Here is a 17,388-nt window from a genome sequence, read left to right as displayed (position 1 = left end):
ATTTGTTTAACTATATTAATAATTAATTGGTAATATTAAAGATTATAGTCTTAATAGCGATGAAACCTCTTAAGCGGATCATTTAATTTAAATTATTTTGGGCAATGAAAATACATTATGAAATTATTAAGGCTGATCAAAATTCATCCTTTAGATTTTTACATCAAAATAAGCCCACCAAGGAATTTGTTTGGGAATATCATTATCATCCCGAGTATGAATTGGTTTGTGTTTTTGAAGGGGCAGGAACCCGACATGTTGGTTCTCATTTGAGTGTTTATGAAGAAGGTGATTTGGTATTTATCGGGTCTAATGTTCCTCACTCTGGGTTTGGATTAAATGCCAGAGATCCCCACGAAGAAATTGTTGTGCAGATTAAGCCCGAAGTACTCGATGACTTATTAAAAGCTTTTCCGGAAATGAAAAGTATTGCTGGTTTAATTGAGCGATCTAAACATGGAATAAAATTTAATGGTGAGGTTAAGGCTGAAATTAAAGCAAAACTCATTGCAATGATTGATATGAAACCCTTTGAGAAGATGATTGCATTGCTGGAGGTTTTTAGTGTACTGGCAAACGACAATACCTACGATTTTTTGAACGAACAACCCATTGTTGCAAACTTAATTAGTAAGCACCGCTCCAGGTTGCAGAAAATATTTACCTATGTAGAAAGCTACTATCAAAAAGATATTGATATAAAAGAAGTTGCCGATTTGGTGAATATTTCTGTCCCGTCTTTTTGCAATTATTTTAAAAAAACTACCCAAATAACTTTTACAGAATTTGTTAATCGGTACAGAATTCAGAAAGCCTGCTTACTTTTATTACAGGATAAAACCATAGCGCAAATTTGCTTTGAATGTGGCTTTAATAATGTAACGTACTTTAATAAAATTTTTAGAAAAATTATCAGTAAAACACCTTCAGAATTTAGAAAAGAAAACTAAGTACACGGATCTTTATTGTTGGATATTATAAAATTAGTAAACAGGATGTTTTTTATAAGATGACTTAAAAACCATGTGATATTTATAACTGTTTAAGGATTAGGCTTTATATTTGTAAATATGAATTTAAGCAAGTTTAAGTACCTTCTGATATTCTGTTTTACCCTTACTTTATTAATTAAGGCAAGCGGAATGTCTGCTTATTTAAGCTTATCTAGTAAATCAACCCAGTATATTTCTTTAAATAACGATAGTGCTGAAGAAAAAGAAACTAAAATTGAAACGGGCTGGTATGATGATTATTTTCTTAGCAACACGAGTTTTGCCTTACAGAAACAACCGATAAAGAATCAAGAAATATATTACAACGTTTTTAATCCAACTTATATACCTGAGGTTTTAACGCCTCCTCCATCAGGTAAAGCAAGCTATTAAATCTTCCTTTTTTAATAAAGAGAATACTAAATTATTTACTTAAAAAAACAATAAAATGAAACGAGCAATTTCTTTCTGTTTTGCGGTATTTTTAATTTCCGCATCCTTAAAAATTAGTGCACAAGAGGTTGTGCAAAATAATATTCAACCTATTAATAATTCAATTTCATTGGTGTCGCAATTAGAGCCTGTAAGCTTTAATTATGAGAAGCAATGGGCAGAAAAATTGAAATTAAATCCTGATTCTCAATTTGGGTTTATTCCTGCAGATGTTCAAAAAGTATTGCCGGCTTTAGTTTCTAAACGGGCAAAAGATTATACATCAGGTAAAAATGCTTTTAAAACAGCTACCATTTCAACAGTAGATTACCAAAGTTTAATTCCACTTTTAGTTGGAAGTATTAAAGAGCAACAAAAGCAAATAGAAGAATTAAAAAGAGAGGTTGAAGCGCTAAAAACGCAAAAATCTAAATAAGCCATTTTATTTTATCTGCCACAGAAATACAATCATCACAGAATATTTCTGAAATTTTATGTTTCTGTGGCGATAAATACTGAATTTACCTCCAGTGCTATTATAAAATAAATGGTTTTTACCTTCACAAATATTCTGTAGCTTCAATAAAAATAGATTATGAAAAAAATTATCGCCTCTTTAATTCTTTGCGTTTTTTTTAGTTATTCCAAAGCGCAAATCACCTCCATTGCAATGAATGTGAGTGATTTAAAAAATGCTCCATTTAAGTTTAAGGGAACAAGAGCAATGATGGTTGATCGGATAGATGATGGATCTTCCAAAAACATTTTTGTTTTTTCTAAAGTCCCTGCAGGCCGTAATCCAGATACTTTATATGCAGAAAAGTTTACTAAAATAGGAGATACCTGGAAGTTGGCTCAAGAAAAAATCATTACCCATAATGGCGTGATAAGTGTTTGGGGTGCCAGAAAAGGGTTTAGCGATGCAGATAAAGATAAACAAGTAGATGCTTTTTTTATATACAGTTTTCATGATGCTGAGTTTAAAAAGCAGTTATCCGTAAATCTTCTTCTTTTTCATAAAAATGAAACTTATACCCTTTCAGAAACTTCAGATGGTAAGAAAAGCCAAAGCGAGAATTTTGCTGGTTTACCGGAAAGTGTTAAAACAGAGGTTTTGGATTATTGGAATAAGCTTGATAAAAGGTAAAATGTTTAACATAATGGTTTCCAATTAAACAAAATGAGCTAAGTTTAAGATTCATTTAAATATTATGCGCTTTAAAAATTTTCTTTCCTGTTTAGTTCTACTTATTGTTTGTGTAAATATTTATGCTCAACAACTACCAGCACCAGTTTTACCAAAGGTTGAAAGAGAATTTCGGGCTGCTTGGGTTGCTTCTGTCGCTAATATTAACTGGCCCAGTAAGCCCGGTTTAAGTACAAAACAACAGCAAGATGAAGCTTTAGCCTTGCTTGATATGCTTAAGATTAATCATTTTAATGCGGTAATTTTTCAAGTTCGCCCGCAGGCCGATGCTTTTTATAAAAGTGATTTGGAACCTTGGTCTTACTTTCTTACAGGTATACAAGGCAAAGCACCAGATCCTTATTATGACCCTTTGGAGTTTTGGATAAATGCGGCACATGAGCGAGGTTTAGAATTACATGTTTGGTTAAACCCATATCGTGCCCATCATATTGCTGGCGGAGAACCAGGCCCTTTATCAGTTGTTAAAAAGCACCCAGAATTAGTTTATAAGCTTAAGCAAGGGTATTGGTGGCTCGATCCTTCTAAAAAAGGAACGCAAGATTTGTCTGCTGAAGTGGTTAAGGATATTGTTAAGCGCTACGATATTGATGGTGTACATTTCGACGATTATTTTTATCCATATGATGAATATAACGGTGGAGCAGATTTTCCAGATGATGCAAGTTATGCAGAATATCAAAAAGAGGGAGGCAAATTATCAAGAGGAGATTGGCGCAGAGAAGGTGTAAATACGTTCATTAAAAGAATTTATAAAACCATAAAGGCAGAGAAAAAATATGTAAAATTTGGAATTAGCCCATTCGGAATTTGGCGACCAGGATATCCTGAATCTATTAAAGGTTACGATCAATACGATAAACTTTATGCCGATGCAAAACTATGGTTAAATGAAGGCTGGATAGATTATTTTACACCGCAACTGTATTGGCAAATTAATAATATACCGCAAAGTTTTCCCGTTTTATTGGCTTGGTGGCAATCTGAAAACACCAAACAAAGGCATTTATGGCCAGGGATGAATAGTGGAATTGGTGGTGGAGAAAAAAATAGCGACGAAATCATCAATGAAATTATGATTACCAGAGGGATTTTACCTAAAAGTCCTGGGGCAGTTCATTGGAGTATTGGCGCATTAACCAAACACGAAAGTTTACGCAACGATTTATTGAAAGGGCCTTACAAACAAGATGCTTTGGTGCCTGCATCGCCATGGCTGGATGATCGTGCACCTGCCGAACCAAAAGTTAATATCGAACTTAAAGAAAATGATGTTTACTTAAAGTGGACACCCAGAAATGAAAGCGATGTTTTTAGATATATTGTTTATAGCCAATATGGCGACCAGTGGACTTATACCATTTTAAATGCTAAAAGTAAATTTTTATTAGTGCCTAAAGCAGCCGTGTATACTTCAGGGAAAATCAGCAATAAAATTGAGCTTAAAAATATTGCGGTAAGCGCTGTAGATAGAACAGGGAATGAAAGTAAAATCGAAATCATGACTGTTCTGCCATAATATAGTCAGCAAGATGTTAAATTAACAATGTATAGTGGTAACTAATCTGTGGTTTATAATAGCTTAAACGGGTTTATTCGGTAGTTTTACGGCAATAAATACTAATAAGAATAATGAATAACTCAATTGCCGAAAGCAAGACTAAGACAAATTACGCCGTTCCTCTAATTACCATTACACTTTTATTTTTTATGTGGGGTTTTATAACCTGCATGAATGATATTTTAATTCCTTACCTGAAAGAGCTTTTTAAACTGAGTTATGTTGGTTCCTTAATGGTTCAGTTTTGTTTCTTTGGTGCTTATTTTATAGGCTCATTGATTTATTTCATCATTTCCTATACCAAAGGCGATCCGATTAATAAAGTAGGCTATAAAAAAGGTATTCTCTTCGGAATTGTTTTGGCGGCTGTAGGTTGTGTGCTATTTTATCCTGCGGCAACTTATTCCGTTTATCCATTATTTTTGGGTGCCTTATTTGTTTTAGGCTTAGGTTTTACGGTCTTACAAATTACGGCAAACGCCTATGTATCACTTTTAGGGCCGGAGGATAGCGCATCAAGCCGTTTAAATTTAACTCAGGCTTTTAATGCATTCGGTACAACGATAGCCCCAATTTTAGGAGGACACTTAATTTTCGAATTATTTTCTGAACCAGATGGAAGTTTTAGTGCATCAGCAACACGTATTCCATATCTAATATTTGCCGGTATACTGTTGTTAGTTGCTTTATTGATTTTTTATGTAAAATTGCCATCCTTCAAAGCAGATGAAGATGAGAAAGTTAAAGGTTTTGGCGTTCTAAAATTTACGCACTTAAAACTTGGGATAGTTGCCATATTCTGTTACGTTGGAGCAGAGGTTGCCGTCGGAAGTTTTATCATTAGCTTATTAAAAGAGATTAAAGGCTTTGATGAAGTAATTAGTAAAAATTATCTTTCACTTTATTGGGGCGGTGCAATGATTGGTCGTTTTGTAGGCTCAATTTCACTTAACCACACTTTAAGCCAAACTAAAAAGACTATTTATATGCTTGGAACGGGAATTTTAGTATTCGCCTTAATTTTCAGCATTGTAAGCTTAACCTTTGCACAAATCAGTTTCTTTCTTGTTTTTATAGCATTAAACTTTATTGCTTTCCTAATCGGGAAATCAGCACCTGCCAGAACTTTGGCTATATTTTCAGCCGTTAACGTATTATTACTTGTTTCTGCAATGGTTAATAAAGGAGATATTGCAATGTACAGCATTTTGGGAATCGGAATTTTTAACTCAATTATGTTCTCCAACATCTATACTTTAGCAATTGCCAAATTGGGAAGCTACACCAGTCAGGGCTCTTCATTATTGGTTATGGCTATTTTAGGTGGCGCAATTATGCCACTTATTCAAGCTGCAATTGCCGATAAAATTGGCGTTCACCACTCATTCGTTTTACCTTTGGTTTGTTACCTGTTTATTTTATACTTCGGGATTTATTGCTCGAAAAGATTAAAAAATATAGAAGTAACCAGCATGAAATCTGGTCACTAAAAAAGAAAAGGTCAGGAATTATTCCTGACCTTTTTTGTTTCGATATAACTCTATTAATGCCAGCATCACAGGCAATTTTGTAATTAAAGTTTCTAAGCTTTACCTAACAGATAACCTTTAAAACCTTCAAAATCTACTCCAAGTTTATCTGCATGTTTAGGCTTGCTTTCTAAAGCTTTTACCTGCTCAGGGATTTCTATTTTAGCGGTTAAATCCTCCGGAAAAATATCAGGGAATTTGCATGCGTGAGCTGTAGATAAGAAAACGGATGCACTATTATCTTCAGGATTTTCTTTTCTAAATTGTTTAATCGCTAAATACGCAATAGCTGTATGCGGACAAGCAACATAATTATATTTAGCGTAGATTTCTTTAATAGCTTCAAGTGTTTCTTCATCGTTAAAGCGATAAGAAGTAACCACTTTTTTTAATGCTTCTAAATCCTGTTTAAATAAATCCATAATGCGTACCCAATTGCTTGGTGCACCAACATCCATGGCATTGGCATAAGTTTGCACCGATGGTTTTGTTTGGTAAATGCCAGTTTCTAAAAAACGAGGGACAGTATCATTTACGTTGGTTGCGGCAATAAATTGTTTAACAGGTAAACCTAATTTGTAGGCTAATAAACCAGCGCCAATATTACCAAAATTTCCACTTGGTACAGAAAAGATAACATCACGTATACCTTGCTTTTTTAACTGTGCGTAGGTGTTAAAATAGTAGAAAGTTTGCGGAATTAACCTCGAAATATTAATAGAATTAGCAGATGTTAACCTAAATTTTGCATTCAAATCATCATCAGCAAAAGCTTGCTTTACTAAAGCCTGGCAATCATCAAAAGTACCTTTTACCTCAATAGCACGTATATTTTGCCCGTTGGTGGTAAGTTGAAGTTCTTGTATGGGGCTAACCTTACCTTCAGGATAAAGAATTGTTACACGGGTATTTGGAACGCCTAAAAAGCCAAGTGCTACAGCGCCACCGGTATCGCCAGAAGTAGCCACTAAAACATCCAATAATTGTTCTCCATCTTTAAGAAAATAAGCCATTATCCTGCTCATAAAACGGGCGCCAAAATCTTTAAAGGCTAAGGATGGTCCGTGAAATAATTCCAGTACAAAAGTTTTATCATCGAGCTTAACAGCTGGGGCTTCAAAATTAATAGCGTCATTTACAAGGGCTTTTAAATCATCAGCTGGAATTTCATCTTTAAGCAACGCTGAAGCTACTTTATAAGCAATTTCTGGTAAGGAATATTGTTCAATGTTTTGAATGAAATCTGCATCAAGCTGCGGAATTTCTACCGGCATATATAAGCCTTTATCCTGCGGCATGCTGTTAAAAACGGCCTCTTTAAAAGAAACACGTAAAGTTGTATCGTTAGTTGAATATAGTTTCATTTTATCGTTAAGGTTTGTGGGTAAGGCTTAGGTTTGTACGCTTTAATCTTACCGCTTTTTACAATACTCTTGGGCCTTCAGCATTTACCGAAGAAACATAAGCTTTGCTGTTTATATTGATTTTGTTTAGGTATTGTTGCTGCGCTTTAGTAATCCGTTTAGCCGTTTCTTCATCTTTTGTTAAAGCAAAAACAGAAGGACCGGAGCCCGAAATACCGAAACCTATAGCACCATTGTCCATTGCAAGGCTTCTCATTTCTTCAAAACCAGGGATTAGGATTGAGCGTGTAGGTTCAACTAAAACATCTTTCATACTTCTGCCGATTAAGTCAAAATCATTCATAAATAAACCACTAACCAAGCCTGCTACATTTCCCCATTGGGTTACTGCATCTTTTAAAAGTACTTTACTTCTAATCATTTGGCGGGCATCCTTTGTTGGTACATCAACCTCTGCATAAACAATTGCGGCGTACATGCCCTTAGGCGTTGGTAAGGAAATTACATCAAGTGGTTCGTAACTTCTTATTAAAACGAAGCCGCCAAGCAGGGCAGGGGCAACATTATCGGCATGACCGTAGCCACAGGCCAATTCCTCGCCTTTCATGGCAAAGGGTACCAGTTCTTTTGCGGTTAATATATCACCCATTAATTTATTTATGGCAAATAAACCAGCTACTGTACTTGCAGAGCTTGAGCCTAAGCCACTACCAATAGGCATTTTTTTATGCAATTCTATTTCTACACCAATATCTAATCGATTGATGTGTTTTAAGTAATGCTGAACACTTGCGCTTACCGTGTTTTTTGCAGCGTCAAGTGGCAACCTGCCATCATCGCCAGTAATTCTTTTTATCGTTACGCCTGGTGTATCTGTTAAACGCATTTCAACTTCATCACCTGGTTCATTAACAGCAAAGCCCAATACATCAAAACCGCAAACCACATTGGCTACTGTTGCAGGTGCGAAAACCTTTATGCTTTTAGGCGCATATATAGGTGCTTTTTTCAACTCTTCTTTTGGTTTGATTTCTAATTTATCTTCCATTATTATCTTTTCAGAATATATTTTTAAGGTGGCAAGGTTTATTTTTTACACACCCATTTTATTTTTAAAGCAGACATTTTCTCGTTTTCCAGCTGATATTCTCACAAATACTATAATAGCTTCCTTTTCTGCTTTACTTAAGTTTTCTTTTACCGAAATATTAGTCTGGACATTCATTTAATAACGTGTTACTACTTTTTAGTTAGTGCTATCTTTAAACCCAGCAGGATGAAAATAACTCCCGTTGCTTTGTTCATCCAGTTTTCTATGTTCTTATTTTTATTAAATAACCTGGCAACGTTACTTCCTGTTAATGCTAAAAACGAACACCAGATTAAGGTAATGACAAAAAGAACTGAACCAAGTACCAAATAAGGAATCGGATTATTAATTTGATTACTATTGATAAACTGAGGTAAAAATGCCAGGAAAAACAGTGCGATTTTTGGATTTAAAACATCACTTAATAAAGCTGTGAAAAACATTTTTTTCATCCCTGTAACTTTCGTTTCGACAGGCTTAATTTCAATGGGTTTCGTTTTGCTGGTGAAAGATTTATATCCCAAATAAATTAAATAAGCTGCACCTAAGTACTTGACAACACTAAATGCCATTGCCGATTTAGATAAAATTTGAGAAAGACCAAACGTAGCAGCGCAGGTATGCACAAGCAAGCCCAAACTTACCCCTAAAGCAGAATATAAACCTGCAGTTTTACCTTTAGAAATACTTCTGGTTAAAACCATCACAGTATCAACTCCGGGAGTGATAACCACTATAATTGCAGCTAATATAAATGCACCTAAATTCTCTATTCCTAACATAATATTAAGGGGTTAATTGCTTTAAATGATATTTTAAATGCTCAACATAATCTTCTATAAAATAAGCAAGTGTATGCATATCGATTTTTCCTTTACCCGTATCGCAAATGTTTTGAAGTTTGTTTTCAGGTATTCTTTCAATCACTCTACAAATTTGATTGTTCAGTAATTTCCAAACTGTCTTGATATCTTCGATATGGGTTTCCTGATAATTTTGATAGCTTACCCATTCATCCTGTTGATAAACAATTTTAACACCCTGCTCATATTGCCCTACAATTAACCGGCGAATATTATTTGAAGCGCTATCAACCAAATGACCTAATAACTCCTTTTTAGACCATTTTAAAGGCTGTGGCTTATCATTCCAATTTTCATCAGCTATGTTTTCAAAATCTATCATTGCTTGTTTAACCAGTGCAATGATCTCATTTTTTTGTTCCAAAACGAGATTCATTATGTTAATTATTTAAATTACCAACGTTGATAATATCTGCAAAAACACCTGCTGCGGTAACTTCTGCTCCTGCGCCTGGCCCTTTAACCACCAGCGGACGAGAACTATATCTATCTGTGGTGAATGAAATAATATTATCACTTCCTGAAAGCATATAAAACGGGTGGCTATCATCAACCATTTGCAGGCTAATTTCAACATTCCCGTCTTCAAGCTTACCTATGTAGCGCAAAACTTTACCATCATTAGCGGCTTTGTTTTTCAGCTCTTCAAAGTATGCTGAATTAGCTTGCAATTCATGGTAAAAATCCTCAACGGTTGCAGCCTTTAAACAAGCATCAGGCAAAATATTGTCGATTTTAACATCGCTTGCTTCTAAAGGATGGCCAGCATCGCGAGCGAGAATAAGCATTTTACGCATAAAATCCTTTCCATTTAAATCGTCTCGTGGATCTGGTTCTGTATAACCTAATTCTTGCGCTTCCTTTACGGTTTCATAAAAACCTGCTTCACCTTTAAAATTATTGAAGATATAAGAAATGGTTCCCGATAAAATAGCTTCAATGCGTGCAACTTTATCGCCACTCATCATCAGTTCTCTTAACGTACGGATGATTGGCAAACCTGCACCAACATTGGTTTCATAATAAAAATCTACGCCAAACTTACGAGCAGTATCCTTAAAAGATTTATACTGCGCAAAATCGGCCGAGTTTCCTTTTTTGTTGCAAGTAACAACCGAAATACTGCTTTCAAAAATTCCCTGATAAAATTCAATCGGCGATTCGCTTGCCGTGTTATCTACAAAAACGCAGTTCGGTAGGTTTAAAGCTTTCATTTTTTCTACAAAGCCTGCTAAATCAGCCTGTTCGCCATCGTTATTTAGCTCCTTTTCCCAATCTTCAAGCGACAAGCCATCAGCATTGAAAATCATTTTTCTGGTATTACTTATTCCGGCAACCTTAACTTGTAAATCATTGTTAGCAGCCAAAAAAGGCATTTGTTCTTTTAATTGATTAAACAAGGTTTTTCCGATATTTCCCGTTCCCAAACAGAAAATATTCAACGTTCTTTTTAAATCGGTAAAGAAAGCATCGTGCACAGCGTTTACAGCTTTCGATAAATCGGTTGCACTAATAATTACTGAAATATTATATTCAGAAGAACCCTGTGCAATTGCACGCACATTAATTCCGTTTCTACCTAAAGCATTAAATAAGCGGCCACTCATACCTGGTGTACGTTTCATGTTTTCGCCCACAATGGCCAAAATCGCAAGATTGTTTTCAACCTCTGGAAGCTCTAATTTTTTTGCATCAAGTTCTAGTTCAAATTCTTTTTTTATTAAAGCAATTGCCTGCGATGCATCTGCTGGTTTAACCGCAAAGGTGATGCTATGTTCTGATGATGATTGCGTAATCAATACTACATTAATCTGCTCCCGAGATAGTAGAGAAAATAAGCGCCCGCTAAAACCTGCTTTGCCAACCATGCCGCTTCCGCTTAAATTAATTATGCTGATGTGATCGATAGAGGAAATACCCTTAATTGGTAATTTTGATACTTTAACATCACTTTTAATATATGTACCAGCAAAATCCGGTTGGAATGTATTTTTAATAACGATCGGAATTTTCTTCATAAAAGCAGGAATCATCGTTGGCGGATAAATTACCTTAGCCCCGAAATAACTCAGTTCCATCGCTTCTGTATAACTTAATTCTGGTAAGGAAAATGCTTTTTTAACAATACGAGGATCAGCAGTCATCATACCGTTTACATCTGTCCATATTTCTATTTCTTCCACATTTAAAGCTGCGCCCCAAACGGCAGCGGTATAGTCAGAACCGCCTCTACCTAAGGTTGTTACTCTGCCGCTAGTGTTGCTTGCAATAAAGCCAGTTACAAAAAGTACCTTATCTTTATTTGCCTGGTAAAAATCATTGATTAACATTTCTGTTAAATCGGTATCTACCTTAGCTTGACCGAAATTGCTATCTGTTTTAATTAACTCGGAGCCATTTACATACATTGCATCACCAAAGGATTGTGAAGCAATGTGCGCAATCATAAAGGTAGAGCAACGCTCGCCATAACTTAAAATCTGGTCTTTGGTTTGCAAACTCAACTCACGTAAATTACTAACTGCCTGCAATAAATCTTCCAGTTCGTTAAAAAAGATTTTTAAACGGGTAAATACTGGGTTTTGTGCTGCAGCTGGAAGTAGCGAGCGAATTACAGCAAAATGTTTTGCCTCAATTTCTTTTAAAGATGAGTCGTAATCTTCACCCCGTTCAGCACTTTCAGCCATGTCGGTTAGCAAATTGGTTACACCACTCATTGCCGATAATACAACTACCGGATTGTTCTTCTGTTTTTCTTCCGCCACCAGGCGTAAGAGCGTTTTAATGTTCTCGGCCGAACCTACGGATGTGCCGCCGAATTTAAGTACCTTCATTATTTTTGGGTTTAAAAAATATGGGTTAAAAAAAAACGCCCCCGATTTTCGGGGGCGTTTTTTGTGTTTTATGTTTTTATCAATTTACAACAAATTAGCCCCTCTGGTTTATACCGGTGGTTGTAATAATTGTTGAAATAATTGAAGTGTTAAAATTCATCTCGTCTTTGTGTACTTTGTACACCGTAAAGTAGAAGAATATTTTTTTAAAATGCAAATGTTTTTTAAATTTTATTTAAAACTTTTTAATAAAATGGCGTATACAGTGAAATAGCCATATATTTTGAACTGAGAACTCAACTTGTTTAACGATATTTAAATAGTTACTTAGCTTAAAAGATAACGGCGTTACTGGAAATTTATGGTCTATTGGTTATGTTTTGTAAGTATTTTATTTAAAGGTATTTATGGATTAGCCTACTTTTTTGAATCCTCAATGAAAAACAATTCATGAAATTCTTTAGAACACTATCTTTTGTTATCATCTTTTCTTCTCTTTATTTAGTGTGCTTTGCGCAAACAAATAAGTCTTCACCAATCATTTGTTCAAATTCAATCCCAAGTAACCAACCACTTTGGGTTATGGTTTTGAAAAGTAAAAGTTACATAGTAGATAATATAGGAATTAAGAATATTAATGCTAATTCTATTGAAGATGTAAAAGTTTTGAAGGATGCACAGGCAACTTCTTTGTACGGATACAGAGCGCAAAATGGTGTAGTTCTAATTACCATTAAAGTGGGCGAAGCCAGAAAGGAATTAAGAAGATTAAAGCCTTATTTAAGCGAGATTTAAATTTCTCTAAATTAGTTTCAAACCGTTTAAGCATTTACGTTCCCTATTTTTACAATTTTTTCCAACGCTTATTAATACCTTTGTAGCAAATATGCAGGGCTTAGTTATTAAATCTACAGGGAGTTGGTACAGTGTTTTGGCCGATAATGGCGAGCGCTACGATTGCCGTATTGTAGGGAAATTCAGAATGAAAGGTATTCAAACAACTAATCCAATTGCTGTTGGCGATAGGGTAAAGTTTGATTTGGAACGTGATGGTATTCAGGGTATTATTAATGAATTAATGCCCCGTAAAAATTACATCATCCGTAAGTCTATTAACCTAAGTAAGCAGGCACAAATTCTTGCAGCAAACTTAGATATGGCTATTCTGGTGGTTACACTGGCATCTCCACGTACATCTTTAGGTTTTATAGATCGCTTTTTAGTTACGGCCGAAGCTTATGATGTACCAACAGTATTGGTATTTAATAAGCTTGATTTGTTTAGTAAAGAAGGCCTTGAAATTTTGAAGGAATTTAAAGCCATTTATGAGGCAATTGGGTATCCGTGTTATGAAGTATCTGCTTTAAAAGGAATTAATATTCCTGTTATTCAGGAGCTAATAACCGATAAAATTACATTGATTTCTGGTCACTCAGGTGTTGGGAAATCGAGTTTAATTAATGCGCTTTTACCTGATCGTGATTTAAGGACAGGCGAAGTTTCTGATTGGAGTGATAAAGGACAACACACCACAACCTTTGCCGAAATGTTTGAATTGCCGCAAGGTGGCTTCATTGTAGATAGCCCTGGAATTAGAGAGTTAGGTGTTATTGATATTGAAAAAGAAGAGTTGGGACATTTCTTCAGGGAGATATTTAAAACCTCTCATAATTGCCGTTTTAACAATTGTAGGCATATTAATGAACCGGGTTGCGCAGTTTTGGAAGCCGTTAATGAGGGTGAAATTGCTGTTTCGAGATACGAAAGCTATTTAAGCATCTATCATGGAAACGATACAAGGCATTAAACAAATCATAATTGCTTTGTGCCAATAGCTTAAAATCTTTGTGTACTTTGAGCCTTTGTGGTAAAAAAATAAAGAGATGAAATTTAAACTGGGAGATTTTGTTCGTTTTGTTGATGAAAAACGTGAGGGTTACGTAACTAAAATTATCGATAACCAAACCTTGGGCGTAACGGATAGTGATGGATTTGAAATTCCAGTTGCAATAAGTAACTTAACCTCAGTGCATGGTCATGGTGCTTCAACCGAAGAAGAAGATGCACCAAAACCAATTGCTGTAAATGTACCTGCAATAAATAAAATTGAAAATGGAATTTACCTTGCCGTTGCTACCGATGATAAAGTAGGTAATGTGGTTCATTTTCATTTGCAAAACCACTCACCAAATATTCTACTGGCTACCTTAATAACTGAGCGTAAAGAGAAATATGCAGGTTCTTATTATGGTGTTATCGAAGCACATCAATCTGTTTTGGTGTATTCTGCATCCATTCCTGATTTGGATATTTGGCCAGAATTTAATTTTCAGTTTTTGTTGTTTAGCAAAGCTGATGTTAAACCAGCCCAACCTTTAGTAATAAAAAAGAAATTTAGGGCAAAGGATTTTAGCACAGACCAGAAGGAATTGCCTCAATTAAAAAATAAAGGCTGGTTAATTAGATTGGATGAGCAAGCGCCAATCATTGATGCACAAAAGCTAAAAGAAAGTTTTTTTAAATCTACTTCAGAAAAGAAAACAGTTAACGCACCAGAAAAAGAAATCGATTTACATATCGAAAAGTTAAGAGACGATCACCATTTTTTAGAGGCAGATGAAATGCTGCAAATTCAATTGGCTCACTTTCAAAATGCTTTAGATGCGGCAATTGTTCATCACTTTGATAAAATTGTTTTTATTCACGGTACCGGAAACGGAACGCTGAGAGATAAAATACATAAACTAATTAGTAAAAACCCACATATAAAAACCTATATGGATGCCCGAAAAGAAAAATTTGGGTATGGTGCTACAGAGGTTGTGTTTAAATAAAACTAATTAATGGGAGAGAAGTTTTCTCTCTCATTAATTAAGTACTTCAATTATAAGTGCTATAGCATTGTTGCTTAAAGCTTCTAATTCTATTTGTTCAATATCCCAAAGCGCTAAACCATCGCGGGCATGCATTAATCTGCCTTCAATTTCAAATGCGCCATCAATTATAAAAGCATAAAAATTATTCTTTTGGCTTTGCATTTTATAAATCGCTTCCTCACGACCATCAAAAATCCCGGCACTTATCTTTAACGGTAAATCATTAAACGATACAACTTCTATTAACTGATTTTTGTCCTTTTCAAAGTCAAAAGCAAAAGTATCATTAACCTTTTCAAATAAAACAACATTATTCTTTATCCCAATTTGAAGGTAGTTTATTATATCCTTTTCATAAGGATTGCTGATTTCTAAAACTTCCCCTTTTTCCAGATTTAAAGTTAAAACCTGACCAGTATCAACAGAAAATTCCTCGCCTTTGCTCACAATATCTATTCCTCCAGTTATGGGGATAAATATTTGAAAAGAATCTTCCTTTGATAAAAAGAATGTCAGTTTTCCGCCAGCAAGAGAATCATCATTACAAATAAATAAATTACCAAAAGCCTCTTTATGCTCATTATAATATTTTTCGAAGTTAAAGGTGCTGTATCTTCTTAAAGTTGATGTTTCAGTTAAACCACGCTGGTCTGCTAAATATATTTTTCCTGGAGTTAATTCCATAAATTATAAAACGGTTTTAATAGAATATATGCTTACAAAAGGTTGAATTTGAAAAAGGTTAGTAAAAATCTCTTCTTCGTCACTTTCTTTAACTTGTGAAACCAATAATTGATTATCTATTGTATCGTGCCATATCATTGGTGTAGAGAAAAAGTTAATTCCAATTTTATGTTTTTGTATGCTGTCGATGTCAGAATTAATGATTTCAAATTTAAAATTTTCGAAAGTTAAAAAGCGTCTTCCCAAATTATCCAATACATCGGGTATAATGTTTTTTAGTTGCTGTATGTAACCAGTAATTGCTGCGCTTACCAAAAAGTTAAGTTTATTAGCATCTGGAACATTTAAAATTAACTCAGCAAAAGTTTTATACCGTTGCTCCTGATTATAAAACTGTGCCTGCATTTTAAACTCTATAAAGCTATCCTCATGCACATATTTATCCCATAAATTGGTATTATCCACATCAATAATTTTGCGGTAACACAAGGTGATTATTTTTTTTGCCATCGTTACAAAATAAAAAAGACGTTAAGGTTGTACTTAACGTCTAAATCAAAAATAAAACAAACAATAAGGATATTTATTATGCTTTAACGTTTAATTTAAAAGTAAGTTCAAAGCCAGCAGCAAGTGTACCCGTAACTTTTGCAATTTCAACGCCCGTTGTATCGTCACTAAAAACATTATCTGCATTATTATAGGTATAGCCAGTCATACCTTTCGCGTAGCCATTTACTAAAGCTAATGAAGTTCCGCTCCCTTCCGGAAAAGCAATTTGTGTTACGTTTAATGAAGTACCTGCGGCATTGTAAACATGTACATGTATGTGTGTTGCACGACCGCTATACCAACCTGGAAAAATTGAGGTAAAGGTTACCAAGCCATTAGCATCGGTAGTTTGTCTGCCGCGTAAAAAATGTACCGATTGGTAATTTGTGCTTTGCATACCCGAGCCTCCATATTCAGAATAGTTGCCCTCAGCATCGCAATGCCATATATCTACAATTGCATTAGCTAAACCCGCACAGCTGTTATTTAAATTACCGATTGTAATTTTTGCTGTTAATTTGTAACCCGTTCTACCATCGGTAATGTCACTTCTAACATATGAAGCAGGTACTTTTGTAGGAAAAGGGCCTTCAGTTTCTGTAGGTGCTACAGTACAAGATCCGTTTGTACCAGTTGTTGTACCAGCAGATCCAGATCCACTTGAGTTGCTCTCATCCATGATGCTGCTTTTTTTGCAGGCTTCAATTAATACTGGAGTAGAAACTGCCCCAATCATTAAGCTTCTTAAAAAGTTTTTTCTTTCCATGGTAAATACGTTTTGTTATCCTTTGAATAAAAATAGAAAGAACAGCCAAAAACGATAAGTTTGTAACGATGTAAAGCAATTTTGTATCGTTAAATGGCAAAATTTAGTATGCTGAGTTATAGGAAATGCATCGATCACTATTTTTTTTTATAAAACATTAGCCCTTGGTAAAAAATTAAGGTATGCTTTTTGCAAGGATGAAATTTCTTTTTATAAAAGATTAAAACTAGCTTTGCCGCTATTAATGAAACACCTAGTTACCATATCACTTGTATTTTTTAGCTTAACACATTTGGCAAAAGCCGAGCGTGTTGAAGGGCTTAGAATATTAAATGAATATTGTAATGAACATAAAATCAGTATTAATTCTGCTGATAAAACGCCTGTTCAACTTAACGAACACCGTAATCCTTATTTATTATCATACACTCGCCTTGCTTTAATTGGTACCCAACCTCAATTAAAAGTAGCCAAGTATGTAAATGAAAATCAGGTTATAGCTGATTTAACCATTAGGAAAAAACCAAAAAACAACAGCCCTTAGTTTTTCTTCTTAAAAGATCTTTAGTTAGATTTTTAGCCCCATTTTATACCAGCAACTGCCAAACTGACTTGCAACAAGCCATGGCGTGGTTGTT

18 protein-coding genes are annotated in these 17,388 nt (G+C 34.8%); 10 read left to right on the top strand and 8 right to left on the bottom strand.

Annotated features, from left to right (window positions below; translation table 11 throughout):
* Window positions 1-104 precede the first annotated feature (104 nt).
* From EHC72_RS10445 to EHC72_RS10420, 6 genes are all read left to right on the top strand, one after another.
* The gene (locus EHC72_RS10445) at window positions 105-950 is read left to right on the top strand and encodes an AraC family transcriptional regulator (RefSeq protein ID WP_131537641.1); all 846 of its coding nucleotides are present in this window, start codon (window positions 105-107) and stop codon (window positions 948-950) included.
* Window positions 951-1,070: 120 nt separating this feature from the next.
* Complete coding sequence (locus EHC72_RS10440; protein WP_131537640.1) at window positions 1,071-1,385, top strand: hypothetical protein; 315 nt, start codon at window positions 1,071-1,073, stop codon at window positions 1,383-1,385.
* 55 nt (window positions 1,386-1,440) lie between these two features.
* Complete coding sequence (locus EHC72_RS10435) at window positions 1,441-1,860, top strand: tail fiber domain-containing protein (RefSeq protein WP_131537638.1); 420 nt, start codon at window positions 1,441-1,443, stop codon at window positions 1,858-1,860.
* A gap of 159 nt (window positions 1,861-2,019) precedes the next feature.
* Window positions 2,020-2,571: a hypothetical protein gene (locus tag EHC72_RS10430; RefSeq protein WP_131537637.1), complete on the top strand. Its 552-nt coding sequence runs from the start codon at window positions 2,020-2,022 to the stop codon at window positions 2,569-2,571.
* A 64-nt stretch (window positions 2,572-2,635) separates the two neighbouring features.
* Window positions 2,636-4,150 carry a glycoside hydrolase family 10 protein gene (locus EHC72_RS10425; RefSeq protein WP_131537635.1) on the top strand — a complete coding sequence of 505 codons (1,515 nt, stop codon included), beginning with the start codon at window positions 2,636-2,638 and terminating at the stop codon, window positions 4,148-4,150.
* 113 nt (window positions 4,151-4,263) lie between these two features.
* Window positions 4,264-5,682 carry a sugar MFS transporter gene (locus tag EHC72_RS10420; protein WP_131537634.1) on the top strand — a complete coding sequence of 473 codons (1,419 nt, stop codon included), beginning with the start codon at window positions 4,264-4,266 and terminating at the stop codon, window positions 5,680-5,682.
* Window positions 5,683-5,774: 92 nt separating this feature from the next.
* Here the strand turns inward: EHC72_RS10420 and thrC are convergent, their stop codons facing one another.
* The 5 genes from thrC to thrA all read right to left on the bottom strand — a co-directional run bounded on the left by thrC (window position 5,775) and on the right by thrA (window position 11,872).
* A complete protein-coding gene (gene thrC, locus EHC72_RS10415) occupies window positions 5,775-7,085 on the bottom strand; it encodes a threonine synthase (protein ID WP_131537633.1) in 1,311 nt (436 codons plus the stop codon).
* 58 nt (window positions 7,086-7,143) lie between these two features.
* Window positions 7,144-8,133 (bottom strand): homoserine kinase, encoded by a 990-nt coding sequence (locus EHC72_RS10410; protein ID WP_246029417.1) that lies wholly within the window; start codon window positions 8,131-8,133, stop codon window positions 7,144-7,146.
* A gap of 191 nt (window positions 8,134-8,324) precedes the next feature.
* Window positions 8,325-8,957 carry a LysE family translocator gene (locus tag EHC72_RS10405; protein ID WP_131537632.1) on the bottom strand — a complete coding sequence of 211 codons (633 nt, stop codon included), beginning with the start codon at window positions 8,955-8,957 and terminating at the stop codon, window positions 8,325-8,327.
* Window positions 8,958-8,961: 4 nt separating this feature from the next.
* A complete protein-coding gene (locus EHC72_RS10400; RefSeq protein WP_211660305.1) occupies window positions 8,962-9,414 on the bottom strand; it encodes a DinB family protein in 453 nt (150 codons plus the stop codon).
* 4 nt (window positions 9,415-9,418) lie between these two features.
* Window positions 9,419-11,872 (bottom strand): bifunctional aspartate kinase/homoserine dehydrogenase I, encoded by a 2,454-nt coding sequence (gene thrA / locus EHC72_RS10395; protein ID WP_131537630.1) that lies wholly within the window; start codon window positions 11,870-11,872, stop codon window positions 9,419-9,421.
* Window positions 11,873-12,322: 450 nt separating this feature from the next.
* Here thrA and EHC72_RS10390 point away from each other — a divergent pair, with 450 nt between their 5' ends.
* The 3 genes from EHC72_RS10390 (at window position 12,323) to EHC72_RS10380 (ending at window position 14,706) form a co-directional block, all read left to right on the top strand.
* A complete protein-coding gene (locus EHC72_RS10390) occupies window positions 12,323-12,667 on the top strand; it encodes a hypothetical protein (RefSeq protein ID WP_131537629.1) in 345 nt (114 codons plus the stop codon).
* Between the two features lie 91 nt (window positions 12,668-12,758).
* A complete protein-coding gene (gene rsgA / locus EHC72_RS10385; RefSeq protein ID WP_131537628.1) occupies window positions 12,759-13,679 on the top strand; it encodes a ribosome small subunit-dependent GTPase A in 921 nt (306 codons plus the stop codon).
* Window positions 13,680-13,755: 76 nt separating this feature from the next.
* Window positions 13,756-14,706, top strand: a complete 951-nt coding sequence (locus tag EHC72_RS10380; protein ID WP_131537627.1) for a Smr/MutS family protein — start codon at window positions 13,756-13,758, stop codon at window positions 14,704-14,706.
* 33 nt (window positions 14,707-14,739) lie between these two features.
* Here the strand turns inward: EHC72_RS10380 and EHC72_RS10375 are convergent, their stop codons facing one another.
* The 3 genes from EHC72_RS10375 to EHC72_RS10365 all read right to left on the bottom strand — a co-directional run bounded on the left by EHC72_RS10375 (window position 14,740) and on the right by EHC72_RS10365 (window position 16,750).
* Window positions 14,740-15,432 (bottom strand): pirin family protein, encoded by a 693-nt coding sequence (locus EHC72_RS10375; protein WP_131537626.1) that lies wholly within the window; start codon window positions 15,430-15,432, stop codon window positions 14,740-14,742.
* 3 nt (window positions 15,433-15,435) lie between these two features.
* Window positions 15,436-15,942 (bottom strand): hypothetical protein, encoded by a 507-nt coding sequence (locus EHC72_RS10370; RefSeq protein WP_131537625.1) that lies wholly within the window; start codon window positions 15,940-15,942, stop codon window positions 15,436-15,438.
* A gap of 76 nt (window positions 15,943-16,018) precedes the next feature.
* Window positions 16,019-16,750, bottom strand: coding sequence for a dioxygenase family protein (locus EHC72_RS10365; protein ID WP_131537624.1), 732 nt, complete (start codon window positions 16,748-16,750; stop codon window positions 16,019-16,021).
* Between the two features lie 244 nt (window positions 16,751-16,994).
* Between EHC72_RS10365 and EHC72_RS10360 the strand changes: the two genes are divergently transcribed.
* Window positions 16,995-17,294 (top strand): hypothetical protein, encoded by a 300-nt coding sequence (locus tag EHC72_RS10360; protein WP_131537623.1) that lies wholly within the window; start codon window positions 16,995-16,997, stop codon window positions 17,292-17,294.
* Window positions 17,295-17,388: the final 94 nt, after the last annotated feature.

This window comes from Pedobacter nototheniae (assembly GCF_004335085.1).
Classification (GTDB): domain Bacteria; phylum Bacteroidota; class Bacteroidia; order Sphingobacteriales; family Sphingobacteriaceae; genus Pedobacter; species Pedobacter nototheniae.
Note: the sequence above shows the minus strand (reverse complement) of the source record. Positions and strands in the feature narration are given on the sequence as shown.